The organism is Paenibacillus marchantiae (genome assembly GCF_028771845.1).
Lineage (GTDB): Bacteria > Bacillota > Bacilli > Paenibacillales > Paenibacillaceae > Paenibacillus > Paenibacillus marchantiae.
Genome location: NZ_CP118270.1, coordinates 2,974,313 through 2,990,942, shown reverse-complemented (window position 1 = coordinate 2,990,942; position 16,630 = coordinate 2,974,313). Strand labels below are relative to the sequence as shown.

Below are 16,630 nucleotides of genomic sequence, written 5' to 3'. Positions count from 1 at the left end.
TTGAAGAAGCGATTAGGCCAGTGGCTTTTCCGAATACGTGATCTGCATTTTCTACATTTTACGTTGGATTATCCATAAGCGTCAGTTGTCCTTGCTTCTCCTGCATGCGGAAAATAACGGGTCGTTCCTTCGGATGATTGTTCGGAGCATGAATGGTGAGACACAGTTGTCCTTCGAACGTTCGAAACAGCATCCCATGTCCTCCATTATTGGCGAACAACGGCTTGTCATCCTGCTTCCATGGTCCTTGCGGTTTACCGGACACCGAGCGGGCCAGCCCCAGTGTATAACCGTCTTGACCGGATGTGGACCACATCATGACGAGTTCATCATTTTGCATACGATACAGAAACGGACCATCCGTGACATAACGGTTTCGCTGTTCTCCACCTCCGACAGACCATGGCGCTTCGGAAGCTTTGAATAACAGATCAGGCTTGCCTATCGTTCCTTTCAGATCCGGTTTCAGACGTACCGCGTACATCTCCCCATCCTCCACCTGCACCCATTCCTTGCAAAAGATCATCCACGGATCACCCTGATCGTCCACATACAATGTACCGTCCAGGCATTCCCAATCTGGTGGCGTCAGGGAGCGACACCACAATTCAAAAGGCCCTTCCGGCTGATCAGCCACCAACACACCTGTTACCCGCGGAACACCTTCCGCCTTGAAGCTGGCAAACATATAAAAGCGACCTTCCCATTCATAGACTTCCGGGGCCCAATAGTGGTGATCGGACCAGAAGTCCGCTGGTGCACGGAAGCATGGGGAAGGACCACTCCAATGGATCAGGTCTTCACTCTCATAGACATCAAAACCGATGGCTGGGCCGTTCCACACATTTTGCCCGATAGAGCCATATAAATAATATTTCTTGCGCGATGGTATAGCCAGTATGTAGGGGTCACGAAAATGAATATCTTCCAAACGGTGCACGTTCAATGGTTCATCCTCCTCATGAGAGCGGTTCATTAACCATGAGTATACACCATATCTCCAAATACTGGAATTCCATTAACCCCACATGCCTATCAGCAATATGCCGCCAAAAATAACGACGGAACAGAGAATACGCTTCTTCCCCTGCTGTTCTTTCAATAACAAAATACCGAGGAAGGCCGCAAATACTGTTCCTACTTCCCGAAGCGGGCCCAGTCTGGCCATTGGCGCCTGCTGCAATGCAAACAAAAACAACAAGTACGAGCCCGGATTCAGCAGCGCTCCCAGCATAATGGTTGATCGGTTCTTCTTCCATTCCTGACGCAGTTGGCGGGAAGCGAGCAGCGCCGGAGTCAAGCCGGCAACAAAGCCAATGTTCGTCACTTCAAGTAACGACAGGGGTGAGATATGCTCTAGATTTAATTTATCCACGAACACATAACTGGTTGTACATAACCCGACACATAAGGCCATCAGCACCGGCTTTGATCCTGTTACACTTGAGCCAGATTTGCCAACTCTGCTTCCCACACCACTCAGCACCGTAAATCCTATAATCATGCAGGCAATACCGACCCAGCCGAACATGGACAACGTTTCCCCCAGAAAAGCAACACCGATCAATGGCACCAACAAGGTGCTCGTTCCCCGCATAATCGGATAAATCTGCGACAAATCGCCCAATTCATACGTCTGCGATAGCAGCCAGGAATACAAGGCTTGCAGCGCCATTGATAACACGAGTAGTGCATAGGCTGGCATGGATAAAGGTTCCCGTACCAATTCCACAATAAGCACAGGCAGCAGTATTACGGTTGGAATCATCATGATAGACCATAAAAACACACTTTTGTTTAAACTGCGTTTGGTGAACATACTCCAGACAGCGTGAGCCATCCCGGAAGCGAGCACCAGAACTATAGGTAAAATCATAATCAAAACGTTCCTCTCTAATGCCTTGCTCTTCTATATTCTCTAATGTGCCAAAGTGCTCTCAGGTTGATGTTCTGGCTGTTCCTTCACGACCGATCCGTCTTCCAGACGAATCCAGGTATCAAAGCTGCGTTGTCCCGCCTGCAATTGAATGACCCGTCCTCCGCGCAGCATGCCTTCCCTTCCATATGTACTGTGTCCACTCGAACGCCCGTAGCAGAGACGAATGCCGTGGTAAGTCCCCTGAAAATCATTCACATGATCATGTCCGCAAAAGGTCCCCATCACATCGCCCATCTCCAGCAGTGCAGAGAACAGACCCGAGTTCACTTGGGCAGAGCAGACAGGTTCATATTTGCTGCCGTAACAGATCTGTGTGTCCCACATGGACTGATATTCAGGAATCGGGATATGGAAAAACGCCAAGGCTGGGAGCTTCTCCCCGCGGCTGCGGCCGGGATTAACGCGTGTGGATTCAGACATCAGCCACTGGATCTGATTAGGCTGAATCCAGCCATAACCGGGAATGGACTCGAACTGGGGATAGTTCCCCGAATCGAGTAAATACAACACTGCTGCCGGACAGCCATCCGCTCCGGCAATCTCCAATGTGTAATTGCCTAGTCCCGCAATCTCACGCGGTCCAGGTTCTGTCACGGTATGCGCATGCTCCTGAATCACATCCATTAATGCATCGGGGGTAATCCGATTCTCTGTATCATGGTTGCCATACACAAAAGCCCACGGAATACCACGCTCTTCCACTACAGACACAGCATCACGGAATGCCTGCTCCGGGTGTTCACATTCCTTATTGCCAGGATCGACTGGTCCCGTGTAAATGACATCGCCTGTAAAGACAACCAGATCGGGCTGTTCCGCTTCAATGACCGTTTTCATTAATTGCCTGGTCCGAAGATCTTCAGGTCGCCCATCTTTCCAGTGTAGATCTGTAAACTGCACGATTTTGAATGCTCCATTTGCTTGAAAAGCAAGCTGACGTTTCACCCTTTTTCCTCCCTGATGATCCATGTACTATGGATTAAAGTTTTCAATGTTGTTTGTTGTGGTTTTACGTTGTTTTATATGATCTTATCGTCACATCATATTGCTGTCAATACATATTAAGAACAGAATTTACTTCTCATTATACTCCTCATTACATTTCAAAATTGACAAGGTCTTCTCTCCAACTTAAACTATTAAAACAACAACAATCCACACTATCTCACAACTCTAAAATAAATAGAACTTAGAATCGAAACTTCAGGAGGCACAGCCATGTCTTTAACGTATGAAGAACGCAGACACACCATTCTTATCCAGCTTGCTACACAGGGCAAGGTTCAGGTACAGATTTTGGCGGATCTGTTTCAGGTGTCTACGGAGACGATTCGGCGGGATCTGGACCGACTTGAAAAGGAAGGCGAATTGCGCAAAGTATACGGAGGCGCTGTACGTGTACGCTCAGGCATGATCGAAGCCCCTTTTCAAAAGCGTGCGCAGCTTCAACTGAACGAAAAGCAGGCCATTGGCGTGGCAGCCGCCTCTCTGATTGAGGATGGAGAGACCATAATGCTGGACAATGGTACAACAACGCTGGAGATTATGCGGCAGCTGCGACATCGGTCTCAGGTGACCGTCATAACCAACTCCGTCCCCATTCTTACCTGTGCGCTAGAGGAGTTTGCAGGCAAAATCATTTTCGCTGGAGGAGAAGTCACCCCGGTCGTACAAGCCTCTACTGGACCCATTGCTCATGAATTGCTCAGTCAATTCAAAGTCAATAAGGCATTCATCTCAGCAGGTGGCGTGTCATTAACGGATGGGATCACAGATTATGTGCTGGAAGAGGCACTCATCTCCCGCAAAATGATGGAGCGTGCGGAGGAAGCCATTTTGGTAGCAGATCATACCAAGTTTGGACGTTCAACCTTCGCCCAGATTGCACCTATAAATCAAATATCCATGGTGATCACAGATTCTGGATGTCCCACAGAATGGATAGATGCTCTTCACCAAATGGAAATCGAAATGGTTCACAGCATTTGACAATGTGAGCCATTTTCTATATTTTAGAAGTATAATGATCGTTCTATCTTATTCTGAAAGGAGCGTATCACTTCTTATGAGCAGCAAAAAGGAAATGCTGTTGAACGTGGCTGAGGAATTATTCTACCTGCACGGCTTTCATTCTATCGGCTTGAAGCGAATCATTACAGATGCCGGGATTGCCATCATGACGTTATATAATCACTTCAACTCCAAGGATGATCTCATTGTTGAAGTACTTCGGCGGCGCGAACAGCGCTATCTGGAACAGTTGCGGCAGTATGCCGACAACAAAGCGCAACCCGTATTCCTCAATCTGGCGGAAGGACATGCACGCTGGTTGATGGAGCATGAGTCGAGAGGATGCTTGTTTTTGCGTGCCAAGGAGGAATTTGGCGGAGATCCAGACAACGTCATTGTACAAACTGTCAACGCACATAAGAAACATGTGATGACCTTGATTAAAAATCTTGATCCTGCCGCAAGTGACCGTGCAGTGTTGCAATTTAACCTGTTGCTGGAGGGTTCTACTGCACTCGCTGAGACAGAAAATGTAAATAGCGTCTGCCGGGAACTCATTGACATGACGCAGAATAGTTTCAAGTAGTCCCACACCGGGTGAGTTAGTAGTTCAACTCACTTTTTTATTTCAAAGAAAATATAATGATCGTTCTATCTAAAAGGCGGTGGATTTGATGAAAAAAATTATTTTCCCAGGGATTGCCCTTATCGCTGTATGTTATGCATTCGGGAGATTCAGCTATGGGCTGTTTATGCCGGAAATCTCGGAAGCACTCCAACTGGACGATGCCCAATCCGGAGCAATCAATTCCGCAACCTACATTGCGTACTGTCTGTCTCTACTTAGTGCCCCACTGTTAATTAATCGCATTGGGCATCATGTCATTCAAATAGCGGGCGTTAGTGCTGTGCTCGGTTTATTGGGCATAGCCTTGTCTCCAAACGCGTTTGTTCTCACACTAGGTGTATTTCTTGCCGGATTAAGTACAGGCTTGGCCTCTCCTGCATTGGGTAACACCGTCTACGCTGAGCTTGCACCTGAGCAGCAAGCCAGGGGGAATAGCTGGATTAACACAGGTACCAGCTTTGGCATTATCGTATCCGGTCCGATCTACTGGCTGTTCACCGAGTATTGGCGTTTTACCTACATCTTCTTTGCTGTTCTGGGTGTTGTAGTAGTGTTATGGAATAGACGTGTTCTTTCCCCACGCAAAACAAAGCCTTGTACCAAATCCCTCTGGGCATGCATGAAGCCGACCAGACCCGGTGTGGCTCTGCTCATGGCTTCCCTTCTGACAGGTATCAGTTCTGCGATCTATTGGACCTTTGCCCGAAACTTCCTCACCGACGAAAAAGGGGCCTCCGATTCGGAAGCCGTACTGTTCTGGATTGTGATGGGGATTATGGGGATTCTCGGCGGGTGTGCTGGTCGGATTATTGAACGCATCGGAATTGGATGGTCCTATCGGATAGGCCTTCTGCTCTTGTCTGTTTCACTTGGCGTTATCCTTCTTCCATCGATGGCCGCCAGCCTGGTCTCAGCTGTTATGTTTGGCAGTACCTATATATTTCTGACCAGTGTATTCATCGTGTGGGCGACCAGGTTATTTCGCCCAAATACGTCCATCGGAATCAGCCTTGCTTTTCTCGCGCTCGGTGCGGGGCAGTTCATAGGTTCATCGATAGCGGGGTACACCATTGAGATGTTCTCCAACACGACAGCATTTCTGGCCTTTGCTGTACTGGGTCTGTTCGGATTACTTATTCGGGTGAAATAGCCAGACCCTTATCCTACAAACAAGCAAACCAACAGACTATACATCCGCTGCGCATCTGAAACCAATATGCCCAGTAGATGTATCAGGCGTGTTGGGGATTCTGGCCGCCACTCTATAGCGATTGCAGTAGGAACGGTGGCATAGGTAGGAACCGCCTTTTAACACCTTGCGGTCTTCATGAGGAGATAATTCCGTGGCAGCATCCGCAGCCTTCTCGTGATCCGTAACGTAGTTGTCTGCGCACCACTCCCATACATTGCCTGACATATTATAAAGTCCGTATGCATTGGGAGGAAACGATTGAGATGGAGCGGTGCCTGCATAACCGTCGGCTGCATTATTTTTCGCCGGAAATACACCCTGCCAGATGTTGCAATAGTGCTGTCCATCCGGCCTTAACGTATCGCCCCAAGGATATTTTTTCTGAATTAGGCCACCCCGGGCTGCATATTCCCATTCGGTTTCTGTAGGCAGACGTTTACCCGCCCAGCGGCAATAGGCATTGGCATCATTCCATGAGATATGAAGAACGGGATGATCAGAGCGATCTTTTATATTAGAATCGAGTCCTTCGGGATGAGCCCAGTCTGCACCTTCAACAACCCACCACCAGGGTGTCTGTTGTACCACGGTTCGAACTTGAGTCGCCGTTTGCGGAGAAACGAACAGATGAAAAACAAAAGACCAGCCAAACCGCTCCGCCTCAGTCCTATACCCCGTCTCACGAACAAACTGTGCAAATTCCGCATTGGTTACCGTACAGGCATCCAGATAAAAGGAGTTCACCTGAACTTCTCTGACGGGGCCTTCTCCATCCGCTGCAAAAGCTTCAGGGTCATTCGTGCCCATCAGGAAACGTCCACCTTCAATACGAATGCTTTCTTTCTTCTCTGCTCTATTGGTTAGAGCTATTGTGAAGTCAGCTGAATAACTGGTATGACTTGATGGCTTGTCCTCAACAGCCTCTACCGATGCAGCCGTTTCCTCTGGCAAACTCTTTTCCTCGAGCTTGCCGCTCCGACTTGCAGCGCAGCAGCAGGAAGAAGGTTTCTTTGGCAGCCGATCATGCATCTCAAGCATCCCCTTCTATGGTTAGGTTTAAGACTCGTTCTCCCTATTGTACACGGCAGGGCGAATATTCGGATACGGTGGTGTTGTCATTCCTTCACCCAGATAATAATCGGTTAGCAAAGACTGCATATATCCTTTGACAGCCAGTCCGTTAAGGTATGCCGGATTATGCGGCAGTGTGTAGATGCGTACATCCGACGGTATTGTCGTTGTGTACAGACGCAATTCTTGGAAATCACTCGTCTCATACAGAATTTCCTCCCGCCAGTCCCCGAGCAGATCCCCATAGAGTACAGGGGCGTTTCTGGAATTCACACGCACATCATCAGCTGTAAACAGACGTGTCGTCGTGTCCTGCTGCCAGTCCCACTTTTCCACAAAGTTCTTATCCAGCAGCTCGCCGAGCACATCTCCATCCCACCAGATTTTGAAGTTCGTTGATGGTTGAACCGAACTGATCACTTCACCATCCACATTATAAATATTGCCTGAACTGGACCACATCTCAAGCCCGCTGTGTCGTGGATCAATATCCGCCAGCGTTCCCCTTGCCACGTCCTGGGGCAGTTCTCCCGTGCGAATGATCTCACCCGTCGCTGCATCCGCGTAAAACCAAGGAAATTGATTAACGTTGCCGTTCTCTGCCTGCTGAATTCCAAACTGCTCCAACCCCGGCCGATCCGGATCAATATCCGTAATGTGGAATCGATCACCATGGACTACACCAGGCAGACTGTATAATGTCTCTCCATTATCATCCAGTGCCCAGCCGCCAAAAGAAACCTCGTCCTTTCCATCCCCATCGAGATCCAATATACGAATCTGGTGGAAAAACTCACCGTCCGCCCCTACATGTCTCCATCGCTCGGTTAGGGCTCCACCTGCATAATCATAAGCTGACGTCACATACTGGAAATTCCGGCTGAGCGCACGATTCTTGAGCACCGTAATCAGACTCGGATGTTCACCATCCAGATAAGCAATACCGAAATGCCCGCTGAGCGGTCCATCGGCTGCATAATTATTCGTAATTGTAGTACGTGCAGCTTCTGTACCCGTCAATCCATCCACAACAGATACATATTGTGCGCGCTGCACCGTAGCAGGGACGACCTGACCATCGGCAAACGTCACACCTTCAAAGGTACGCAGCAGTACCTCAGCCTTTCCGTCACTATCCAGATCAAACACTGTAATATTGTCATTGTCACGCCAGCCGCCCAGTCCAGCCACACCGAATTCGCTTACCGAAGCAGGTGGTGCATTATATGTATCGATCGTGGTCACGCTGTAAGGCCCCAGATCAATTCGCCATAGGAAACCTTCGGTCAAGCTGTACGCCTCCACATATTTGTTGCCTCCATTCACCGGAATCCGGGTGACCACAACTTCATATTCTCCATCGCCGTCCAGATCCCCTGGCCAGCCATGCTGGACAAAATAATCGGACGGATTGGACGTTATATTTTGCAGCGGAATACTGAAATAATTGCGAATCTCGGGGGTTGCGGCCAGCACTACTTCTGCACTTGCACCCTGCAAAGTACCATCCACATAAGACTTCACGATATACGTATGACTCTGGTTTACATCCACGTCTGTATCCGTATAGTTGGTTCCCTGCGTCAAAGGCTGGGCATTCAGCTTCACCTCTTCTGTGCCCGTCCGTCGATAGACATTGAAGGTAGCTTGCTGCGGTTCGGTCCCAAGTAAACGCCAGCTCAGATAGACTTGGTTCTCCCCCAGGTACACCGCAGTAAGGCCTCGTCCCAGGTCTTCTACCAGCCGTGGTGCAGACACTTCTGCGGCCTCTGCCTTGGGTGCTAAACCTCCGGGTGAAGCCAAGCCTGTCAATCCAATGACTCCACTCAATAGCCATGTGAACAGTACTTTCTTTCCTTTTGCCACAGTCATTTCGGTTTTCATCAATGATTCCCCTCCATCGATTAATTTGCCAAACTCATAAACCGTCTGTATCTCACATCAAGTTCCCCTGCCTTATCCGGTCATAAAAAAAGCAAAGCAGATGATCCGCGCCCCTTTAGCCGACATCGTTTAATCGTCTAATCGTGGGAGCAATCTTCGCTTTGCCTCCGGTTGCCCGGTCAACGGATACACTTGGTCCTTCACACACTTACATAAACAACTCAATGTTGCTCTCTTTACTTCTCCAGCGGCTTAGTGCCACCACGATCATAGAAGAAGGGTCCCTTGGCCCAGCTGACGGCCAGATGCATTAACAGTTCAGTCTTTAACTGTTCCCGGATTGCAGCATGCTGCTCTTCATCATATAGATTCGTCCATTCATGGGGGTCAACGGTCAGGTGATATAATTCACCTTTTGTTTCATGCACCCTGGAGGCCGATTCCGCAACAGAGCCTTCGAGGTACAGAATGAGCTTCCACTCCGTTGTACGCCACATATAAGCCGGGGCCGAATGGGGCGCTGTTACACCTTTACCATGAAATTCACAGAACGTTCCGCGATGCCGGAGTTCACCCAATAAGTTCACACCCGGTAGCATCGGGTTGGCCTCTAATCCTGCTGCTTGCGTTAATGTGGGGACAAGATCGACCAATTCGGCGGGTTTCTGATCCCTCGTTCCTCGCTTCTGTTCCGGGATGTATGTACCGGACAAAATCAGCGGCACTCTAACGCTGCTGTCATACAGATTGTATTTGGTGAAGCGGTATTGCCTTTCCCCCAACATCTCTCCATGATCCGATACAAATACAATCAGCGCATTCTCCAGCCTTCCGAGCTGCCCCAGCTTATTCAATGCCAACCCAAAATAGTGATCCAGCCAGGAGCAATTCGCCCAGTACCTCAATGTGGTTCTTCTTCTCTCCTCCGAACTGCGCTGCTCCCATACGGCCTTCTTGTCCAGATACGACTGACGACTGTTCACATTCAGATCATCCGAGGCTGCCAGATGGGTATTCAATTCGTCTTCCCAAGGTGGCTGCGGAATGTCCGGGATATCCTCCAGTCGGTAGAGGTCTTCAAATTCTTGGGGTACGTTGAACCCGGCATGCGGCTTGAGAAAGGACAAATAAAAAAACAGTGGCCTCTCCGTGTCTACTCCGTCTTCCAAAAATTGCAGTGCCTGTTCGGCTACCCATCCATCCCGATGCTGGTTCATCGGAATTCGGCTAGTGAACCCGGTATAACCGTTGACATTTTCCTCCCCGCCGCCAAAATCCTTCGTCTCCTGATGATACGCCTCCAGCGCTTCGGGATGGGTGTCCCCCATCATCGTTGCCCCCTGCTCATAATGGCCGCTCTGGCGGGAGAGACCGATCGATCTCACTTCAAACCCACGTGTGGATGGCTTGTCTACACCCTCGCTATGGTTCCAATGCGTTTTCCCAAAGCCAGCCGTCTGATACCCTGCGCGATGCATCAACTCCGGCAGCGGCTCAGAAGGCAGCTTGTCTTCCTCAAACAAACCACCATAATTCGTTCGAACCCCCAGCTGTGAGGGATAGTATCCCATCATCATGGAGCTTCGGCTGGGTGCACACATCGGGGATTGGCAGACCGCATCCTGGAAAGCGATTCCCTCGGCTGCAAGCTTATCCAGATTCGGCGTATGAATATGTTCATTAAACGTTCCAATGCAGTCCCATCGCTGCTGATCCGTCATAAGAAAAATAATATTGGGCTTATGATGTGACACGTTAGATCCCACACTCCTTTCGGCAGAAAATTATACGGAACGGTTACCACGCGAATGCCCGGTTTGCTTGCGAATGTCTTCCCGGTACCGACTCGGCGTCGTGCCCTCGCTTTTCTTGAACAAACGATTAAAATAACTCGCCTGATAACCGACCTGCTCCGCAATTTCGTTGATCTTGACGTCTGTTGATTCGAGCAGCTCTTTAGCCCGATTCAATCTGATTTCGGTTAAATAATCCACAAAATTCTGTCCAAATGTCTGCTTGAAGGCCCGGCTTAACGTGTAGGCATGAATCCCGTGAAGGTCTGCCAGTTCATCCAGCGATAACGCTTCAGCATATTGCCACTCGGCGTGCTCCTTCATCTGATGAACGGCCATCTGTATCTGCTTCTCTTCCCTGCCTGTGAATTCCTCTACACATACATGCACGATTCGTTCCCTGAACCACTGAAACAATTCATCCAGATCATGCAAATGCACCACTTCCTCATACATTGCCAAGCCGAACAGTTCAACCGGATTTTCACCTAATTGCAGCAGGGCATGCTGTATCCGCGCCAGCAATTGGAATAACGCCTGACGAATGTGCTCCTCTGGCGATTCAGACCCTTCGTATGTGTCTATAAATCGCCCAAAATGCTCCAGAGCTAATTCCTCATCCCCACTGCGCAATGCTGAAATGATGTCCTGCTCCAATTCGAGTGGATAAGCTCCTCTTTGCTTCACATCCTGCTCCGCCTCCTCATTCATATCCATGATTGATAGGTTGGAAGAGAACTGCCTTTTCCTCAATACGGATCGTGATTCTCTAATCAGCTGTGGAATGTGCGAGGCGTCCGATGTGAGTTTGCTAAGGACCACCGTCAACCTGATATTCAATTCCGAATGTACACTGTCCATCCACTGTTGGCCCATACGCATCAGTTCATTTCTGAACTCAGCCGTATCCGGCTGGATCTTCGGAGGAACTGCAAGCAGCAAGGCAATGGACATATCATGATAATTGAGTGTCTCAGCCCGATAAGGAAGCTCCTGCAATTGTCTGCCCAATATGTCTGTTACGGCAAAACTGATCCACTCTTGGGATTCACGCCCATGATGTTCACTCCCATGAAGAAGAATAACTTCAGGACGAATATGGGCAAGCATAATAACGAACTGTTCATCCCTTAGGTCCCATCCGAGCTGGGACAGTCGTTCCCGCCATTCACGGTCTGATGGCAACAAGAGATGACCAAGGGTTAGCTGGATTAACAGGCTTTCCCGGGCAAGCGGCAGATGTTCCTCCAAGCGCTGTTGTAACGATTCCCGTTCCCGATTTATCCCGATCCAGCGCTGTTCGATATGCTTGATTTCATCCAGATGTACAGGTCCATTCGAGCGGATTGATGCTGATGAGAAACCTTTGGATAACGAAGACATTTCCGGTTTTTTAGCTTCTATCGGTGCCTCGGTCACGGTAAAGATCCGCAACAATTTGGTAAAAGGTTTATAGAGTTGGAGTGAACCGACCCAGGACAGGATTAGTGCCAGCAACAATCCCGCTCCATTCACAAGCAGCACGATACGGGGTACTGACACGATTGGAGCGACAATTTCATTGAGGGGAGCCGCGGAGATATAAGTCCAATTCGTACCCAGTCTGCGGAAGGTTCCTGATTGAACGGAATAGGTTATGTCGCCATACTCCATCAGGAAGGAAGACGGATTGGTTTCAAAATTTAACACACGTTCCCGAACGGCTTGCTGTAATCCACCCAGCTCTTTGTCCTGTGGCAGCATGGGCTTCCCCTGTTCATCCAGCAAAAAGGTTGTTCCGCCGTTATACGGGGACAAGGTCTGCAGCATGCTTCCCAGCTGTTGGTTATCTAGGGTGACGGTCAACGCACCAAGCGCATCATCATTTCCACCCGGAAGTCGATTCACCATCATCATGGAACTGCCCTCCAAGGAGCGGGACCAATACGTCGCCTGCGGCTGTTCGGTCAACCGTTCCATCTTTGTGATCTCACTGGGGTCACTTATAAAATCATATCGTTCCGAATCCATCTTCACGACTCGGGGTTCATCCAGATACAGCTGAACTTTGCCGATAAGTGTATTGGAATTCTGAATCATGAGCAGCAAACGATACAGTTCATGTACCTGCTTATATTTGTATACAAAATCAAGCTCTTTCAGGCGGTTATCAAAGACCGGATCGAACGCCCACTGGGAAAAGGTCAATTCAAGCGCATCCAATTGTTCGCTAACCCATGCAGTCCGCTGCTCGAATTGTCGCAGATGGGATTGCTGCAAAATGTTCTCCATTTTGACGGTGACCCAGCCGTACAACAACACACCTGTGATCACACCCGGAATGCAGGCGATAAACAGAATCATCATCAGACTGCGTCTGAAATAGCGCCCTTTGGGCAAGTTGTCTGCTGTGCGCTTGAATAACATCTGTCTGTGCCTCCTTCCCGGGAATATAAGCCGAATATCAGCCGAATTACAGCCTGAATCCTGAACACAGATTTATCCTTTAACCGAGCCGATCAAGGCTCCTTTGGCAAAGTGTTTTTGGATAAAAGGGTACACAATCAGCACAGGCAAAATGGCTACAATGATCGCGGCCATCTTCAACATCTCTGTCGGCGGTGTCTCCATCTGCTGTCCAGGTGCAACCAGATCTATATTGGAAGCATTCAGCAGCATGTTTTGCAGCAATACTTGAATAGGCCATTTGGCTGAATCGTTCAGGTACAACAACGCCGCAAAGAATTGATTCCAGTAGCCTACGGCGAAAAACAAACCGAAAGCAGCCAATGCCGGCATGGACAGTGGCAGTACAATCGTGTACCAGGTTCGGATGGCACTACAGCCGTCAATGGACGCCGCTTCGCTGATCTCTGCCGGCAGGCTGTCGAAGAAATTTTTCATTAGTAACACCGTCCAGCCATTGGCGAGCGCAGGCAGGATTAATGCCCAAATATTATTGATCAGCCCCAGCTCCCGTACCAGCAAGTAATTCGGAATGATGCCCGGACTGAACAAGATGGTCAGTACAATCAGAAACATCAGAATCTTTCTGAATTGAAACCGCTTCTGGGATAGCGCATAAGCCAGAGAAGACGATACAGCCAGGCTGCACACCGTGCCCACGGTTGCCAGAAATGCACTGTTTCCCAGCGAGCGTGCAAAGGCAGGCGTGGATAACAAATACGTATACGCTTCGACAGACCAGTGTTCCGGGAAGAGTACGATTTTCTTTTGCAAATACTCTCCTGGATCGGTGAACGAAACGACAAAAACATAATACAGCGGGAAGAACATGACCACGGCCAACAATCCAAGAACAACAGCGTTCAGGGATTGCCCAACTCTCTCACTCCATTTCAAACGATGCATGCGAAACCTCCTTCCCCTGAAACAATGTCTGATCCGAATACGGGTATCGAAACTAGTAAACACCTTCCTGGCCCATGCGTTTTACCACGCGGTTTGCAACCACAACCAGTACCAGTCCAATCACCGATTTGAACAGTCCAACCGCCGTACTATAGCTGAAATCTCCCTGCTCGATCCCTGTACGGTATACATAGGTGTCGAATACTTCAGCCACTTCGGATACAGCACCGTTGTACATAAGGAAAATTTGCTCAAATCCAACCTCCATGATGTCTCCCAGTCTTAAAATCAGGAGCACGATGATGACACTACGGATGGCAGGCAGTGTAATGTGCCAGATCTGACGCAGCCGCCCTGCCCCATCCATTCGTGCCGCCTCATATAGTTGGGTGTCCACACTCGCCATGGCGGCCAGAAACACAATCGTTCCCCACCCTGCTTCCTTCCACATCGCTTGCAAAGTCACCATCACCCAGAAGCTGTCCGGGTTCGTCAATATATCCACTCGCGGCCAGCCCCATAAGGTGAACAGTTCGTTAATCAGTCCCGTTCCTTTGGCGAATAGCAGCAGCGTTAACCCGGCAATAATTACCCAGGACAGAAAGTGTGGCATGTAGATAATCGTTTGAATTAGTCTCTTGTACGCCACACTTCGCAGTTCGTTAAGTCCCAAAGAAATCAGAATCGGAAAAGGAAAGAACAGAATCAGATTCAACAGACTAATCGCCAGTGTGTTTCGGAACAGCAAAGCAAAATCCGGATTGGCAAAGAGTTCAGTAAAGTGCTGCAGCCCGACCCACTCACTGCCCTGAATGCCACGAAAAGGGGAATAATCCTGAAAAGCAATGATGATGCCCCACATCGGGATATATTTGAAAACAAGAAAGAACAGGATACCTGGCAAGGCCAGCAAGTATAACGACTGGTCACGCCGGAGCGCGGACAGCAAGTTTAACCATTTGCTTCTGGCTGAAGTCTGCTTCCCCTTGACCGTGTTCATTCGTTGCTCATGGATGCTCATGGTTTGCAGCTCCTTCCCTCAGACTCACTGTCCGTTTCTTTTCTTATACGCCTCTGTCATCTCATCACTCATCGCTTGAACATTCGGGTCATTACGCAGCGATTCCACAAAGGTATCCCAAGCTTCAATCGGCTCTCGGCCCAATATAATCTTCGCTTTCAGGTCCTGAATCTTCTTGTTGAGTTCAGACAGAACCTTCTGCCCGGTCTCCGATTGAAGGCCTGCAGATAGATCGGCTACACTGGTTTTGTCCCGTTCGGCCTCCACTTTCTTGAACAGTTCATTCGCCTGTGTTTCTTCATCCGTTTCGCCTGTCGTATCCCAAGGCAGGTCAATAACGTTGACGATATGATTGAAATCCGAGGCGTTATCCGCCGTCAATTTCTCGGTATTCGTTACCTTTTTGCCATCCACCACTTCATAATGTGTGCCTTCAATCCCGAACTGCTGAATTTCAAATACTTCGGGGTTCATCCAGGTGTCCAGCAACTTCAGAATACGTTTCATCTTCTCTTCCGGCACACTCGCAGGGATCGCCAGAATACCGTTGTATCCAGCCCCTTTTGGGTTGTATCCATTCAGATTGGTCAGAGGGTAAAAGTCCGTATATTTGAAAGAAGGATCAACCTTCTTCAAATCATCAGCATAGATTTTGCGCATCGTTCCTGTCTTGTCCACAATAATGCCCGCCTGATTACGCTTGAACAATTCCCTTGCCTGTGTCAGCTTGAGCGAAAGCAGATCTTCCGGCATCATGCCGCTGCTGTAGGCTTTGGTCAGATATTGAAGGGATTCTCTAACCTCAGGCAGCAACTCCCTGTAGATCAGCTTCCCTTGCGATTCATCCCATTTCCAACTGCTGTTGGTTCCAATAAATGAACTTTCAATGGCACCCAGTACAGGACCAAGATTGCCTCCCCAGCCAAGATCATCCGGACTGATATAAGCGGCAAGTGCCGTCGTATCTTTGGCTCCATTCCCATCCGGGTCCTGCTCCACAAAAGCCTTCATCACTTCGAACAGCTCATCCGTGGTCTCCGGCACCTGCAAATTCAATTTGTCGAGCCAATCCTTGCGGATGATGAAAAAGGAGTCTCCGGTTACCGGGCGGGGGCGGGGAATACCATAATTGTTGCCATCCGCTGCCTTGGTTGTTTCCCAGGCAATGTCGGGAATACCGTTGCTCAGATTGGGATAATCCTTGATATAAGGCGTGACATCCCAGAAAGCCCCTTGTTTGACCATCTTGGTAAACGTGCTTCCGAACGGGTCATTGATCATGATCAAATCCGGGATATCCCCTGAAGCGAGTGTCAGATTCAGCTTGTCACCATAAATATTGTTGGAAACCCACTGGATGTTCATTTTGGAATTCGTCGCCTTTTCGATCGCACGCTTGATGACATTATCATCCGCTGCAGGAACCGCACTTGGCGTAATCGTCATGATACTGACTTCCAATGGATAATCCGCATTACCATTGCTTCCGTTCGCCTGGCCTTCTTCTTTATTTCCGCATGCACTGAGTACAACAGATAAAACCAACACAATCGATATGATCCAGGTTAAACTACGGGTGTTTCGTTTCCCCACTTTTTGCATGAGCTTTCCCATCCTCCTTAGTATCTTAAACCTATCGCATTAATCGGATTAATACCTAAAAAAAGGGACTTCTACAGGCCAATGAAGAATGATCTTCGGCACTGGTCAAAGCTTTCACTCACTATATCGAACACCCGTA

The 16,630-nt window shown here is 49.0% G+C and carries 12 protein-coding genes and 1 pseudogene; 3 read left to right on the top strand and 10 right to left on the bottom strand.

Annotated elements, in window-relative coordinates; translation table 11 throughout:
- Positions 1 to 58 precede the first annotated feature (58 nt).
- From PTQ21_RS13835 to PTQ21_RS13825, 3 genes are all read right to left on the bottom strand, one after another.
- Entirely contained in the window at positions 59 to 940 is an 882-nt protein-coding gene (locus PTQ21_RS13835; protein WP_274570504.1) for a glycoside hydrolase family 43 protein, read from the bottom strand.
- A 78-nt stretch (positions 941 to 1,018) separates the two neighbouring features.
- A complete protein-coding gene (locus tag PTQ21_RS13830) occupies positions 1,019 to 1,876 on the bottom strand; it encodes a DMT family transporter (protein ID WP_274570257.1) in 858 nt (285 codons plus the stop codon).
- Between the two features lie 42 nt (positions 1,877 to 1,918).
- The gene (locus tag PTQ21_RS13825; protein ID WP_274570256.1) at positions 1,919 to 2,884 is read right to left on the bottom strand and encodes a metallophosphoesterase family protein; all 966 of its coding nucleotides are present in this window, start codon (positions 2,882 to 2,884) and stop codon (positions 1,919 to 1,921) included.
- 273 nt (positions 2,885 to 3,157) lie between these two features.
- Between PTQ21_RS13825 and PTQ21_RS13820 the strand changes: the two genes are divergently transcribed.
- The 3 genes from PTQ21_RS13820 to PTQ21_RS13810 all read left to right on the top strand — a co-directional run bounded on the left by PTQ21_RS13820 (position 3,158) and on the right by PTQ21_RS13810 (position 5,727).
- Entirely contained in the window at positions 3,158 to 3,928 is a 771-nt protein-coding gene (locus PTQ21_RS13820; RefSeq protein ID WP_274570255.1) for a DeoR/GlpR family DNA-binding transcription regulator, read from the top strand.
- Positions 3,929 to 4,004: 76 nt separating this feature from the next.
- Entirely contained in the window at positions 4,005 to 4,535 is a 531-nt protein-coding gene (locus PTQ21_RS13815; protein ID WP_090808566.1) for a TetR/AcrR family transcriptional regulator, read from the top strand.
- Between the two features lie 88 nt (positions 4,536 to 4,623).
- Positions 4,624 to 5,727 (top strand): MFS transporter, encoded by a 1,104-nt coding sequence (locus tag PTQ21_RS13810; RefSeq protein ID WP_274570254.1) that lies wholly within the window; start codon positions 4,624 to 4,626, stop codon positions 5,725 to 5,727.
- A 36-nt stretch (positions 5,728 to 5,763) separates the two neighbouring features.
- On the opposite strand, the pseudogene PTQ21_RS13805 reads toward PTQ21_RS13810, so the two are convergent.
- From PTQ21_RS13805 to PTQ21_RS13775, 7 genes and pseudogenes are all read right to left on the bottom strand, one after another.
- A pseudogene (locus PTQ21_RS13805) lies at positions 5,764 to 6,591 on the bottom strand (formylglycine-generating enzyme family protein); the annotation flags it as partial.
- 234 nt (positions 6,592 to 6,825) lie between these two features.
- The gene (locus tag PTQ21_RS13800; RefSeq protein ID WP_274570252.1) at positions 6,826 to 8,724 is read right to left on the bottom strand and encodes a rhamnogalacturonan lyase family protein; all 1,899 of its coding nucleotides are present in this window, start codon (positions 8,722 to 8,724) and stop codon (positions 6,826 to 6,828) included.
- Positions 8,725 to 8,960: 236 nt separating this feature from the next.
- Positions 8,961 to 10,478 (bottom strand): sulfatase family protein, encoded by a 1,518-nt coding sequence (locus PTQ21_RS13795; RefSeq protein ID WP_274570251.1) that lies wholly within the window; start codon positions 10,476 to 10,478, stop codon positions 8,961 to 8,963.
- Positions 10,479 to 10,508: 30 nt separating this feature from the next.
- On the bottom strand, positions 10,509 to 12,923 hold the full coding sequence (locus tag PTQ21_RS13790; protein WP_274570249.1) for a helix-turn-helix domain-containing protein: 2,415 nt from the start codon (positions 12,921 to 12,923) through the stop codon (positions 10,509 to 10,511).
- 72 nt (positions 12,924 to 12,995) lie between these two features.
- Entirely contained in the window at positions 12,996 to 13,868 is an 873-nt protein-coding gene (locus tag PTQ21_RS13785) for a carbohydrate ABC transporter permease (protein ID WP_090808560.1), read from the bottom strand.
- Between the two features lie 52 nt (positions 13,869 to 13,920).
- Positions 13,921 to 14,868, bottom strand: coding sequence for an ABC transporter permease (locus PTQ21_RS13780; RefSeq protein WP_274570503.1), 948 nt, complete (start codon positions 14,866 to 14,868; stop codon positions 13,921 to 13,923).
- Between the two features lie 45 nt (positions 14,869 to 14,913).
- Positions 14,914 to 16,491: an extracellular solute-binding protein gene (locus PTQ21_RS13775; RefSeq protein WP_274570248.1), complete on the bottom strand. Its 1,578-nt coding sequence runs from the start codon at positions 16,489 to 16,491 to the stop codon at positions 14,914 to 14,916.
- Positions 16,492 to 16,630 lie beyond the last annotated feature (139 nt).

Excerpts from the sequence above, each read along its gene's own strand:
- PTQ21_RS13820 (WP_274570255.1), top strand. The coding sequence starts at position 3,158 with ATGTCTTTAACGTATGAAGAACGCAGACACACCATTCTTATCCAGCTT.
- PTQ21_RS13775 (WP_274570248.1), bottom strand. The coding sequence starts at position 16,491 with ATGCAAAAAGTGGGGAAACGAAACACCCGTAGTTTAACCTGGATCATA.
- PTQ21_RS13785 (WP_090808560.1), bottom strand. The coding sequence starts at position 13,868 with ATGCATCGTTTGAAATGGAGTGAGAGAGTTGGGCAATCCCTGAACGCT.
- PTQ21_RS13810 (WP_274570254.1), top strand. The coding sequence starts at position 4,624 with ATGAAAAAAATTATTTTCCCAGGGATTGCCCTTATCGCTGTATGTTAT.
- PTQ21_RS13815 (WP_090808566.1), top strand. The coding sequence starts at position 4,005 with ATGAGCAGCAAAAAGGAAATGCTGTTGAACGTGGCTGAGGAATTATTC.
- PTQ21_RS13830 (WP_274570257.1), bottom strand. The coding sequence starts at position 1,876 with ATGATTTTACCTATAGTTCTGGTGCTCGCTTCCGGGATGGCTCACGCT.
- PTQ21_RS13790 (WP_274570249.1), bottom strand. The coding sequence starts at position 12,923 with ATGTTATTCAAGCGCACAGCAGACAACTTGCCCAAAGGGCGCTATTTC.
- PTQ21_RS13800 (WP_274570252.1), bottom strand. The coding sequence starts at position 8,724 with ATGAAAACCGAAATGACTGTGGCAAAAGGAAAGAAAGTACTGTTCACA.
- PTQ21_RS13780 (WP_274570503.1), bottom strand. The coding sequence starts at position 14,868 with ATGAACACGGTCAAGGGGAAGCAGACTTCAGCCAGAAGCAAATGGTTA.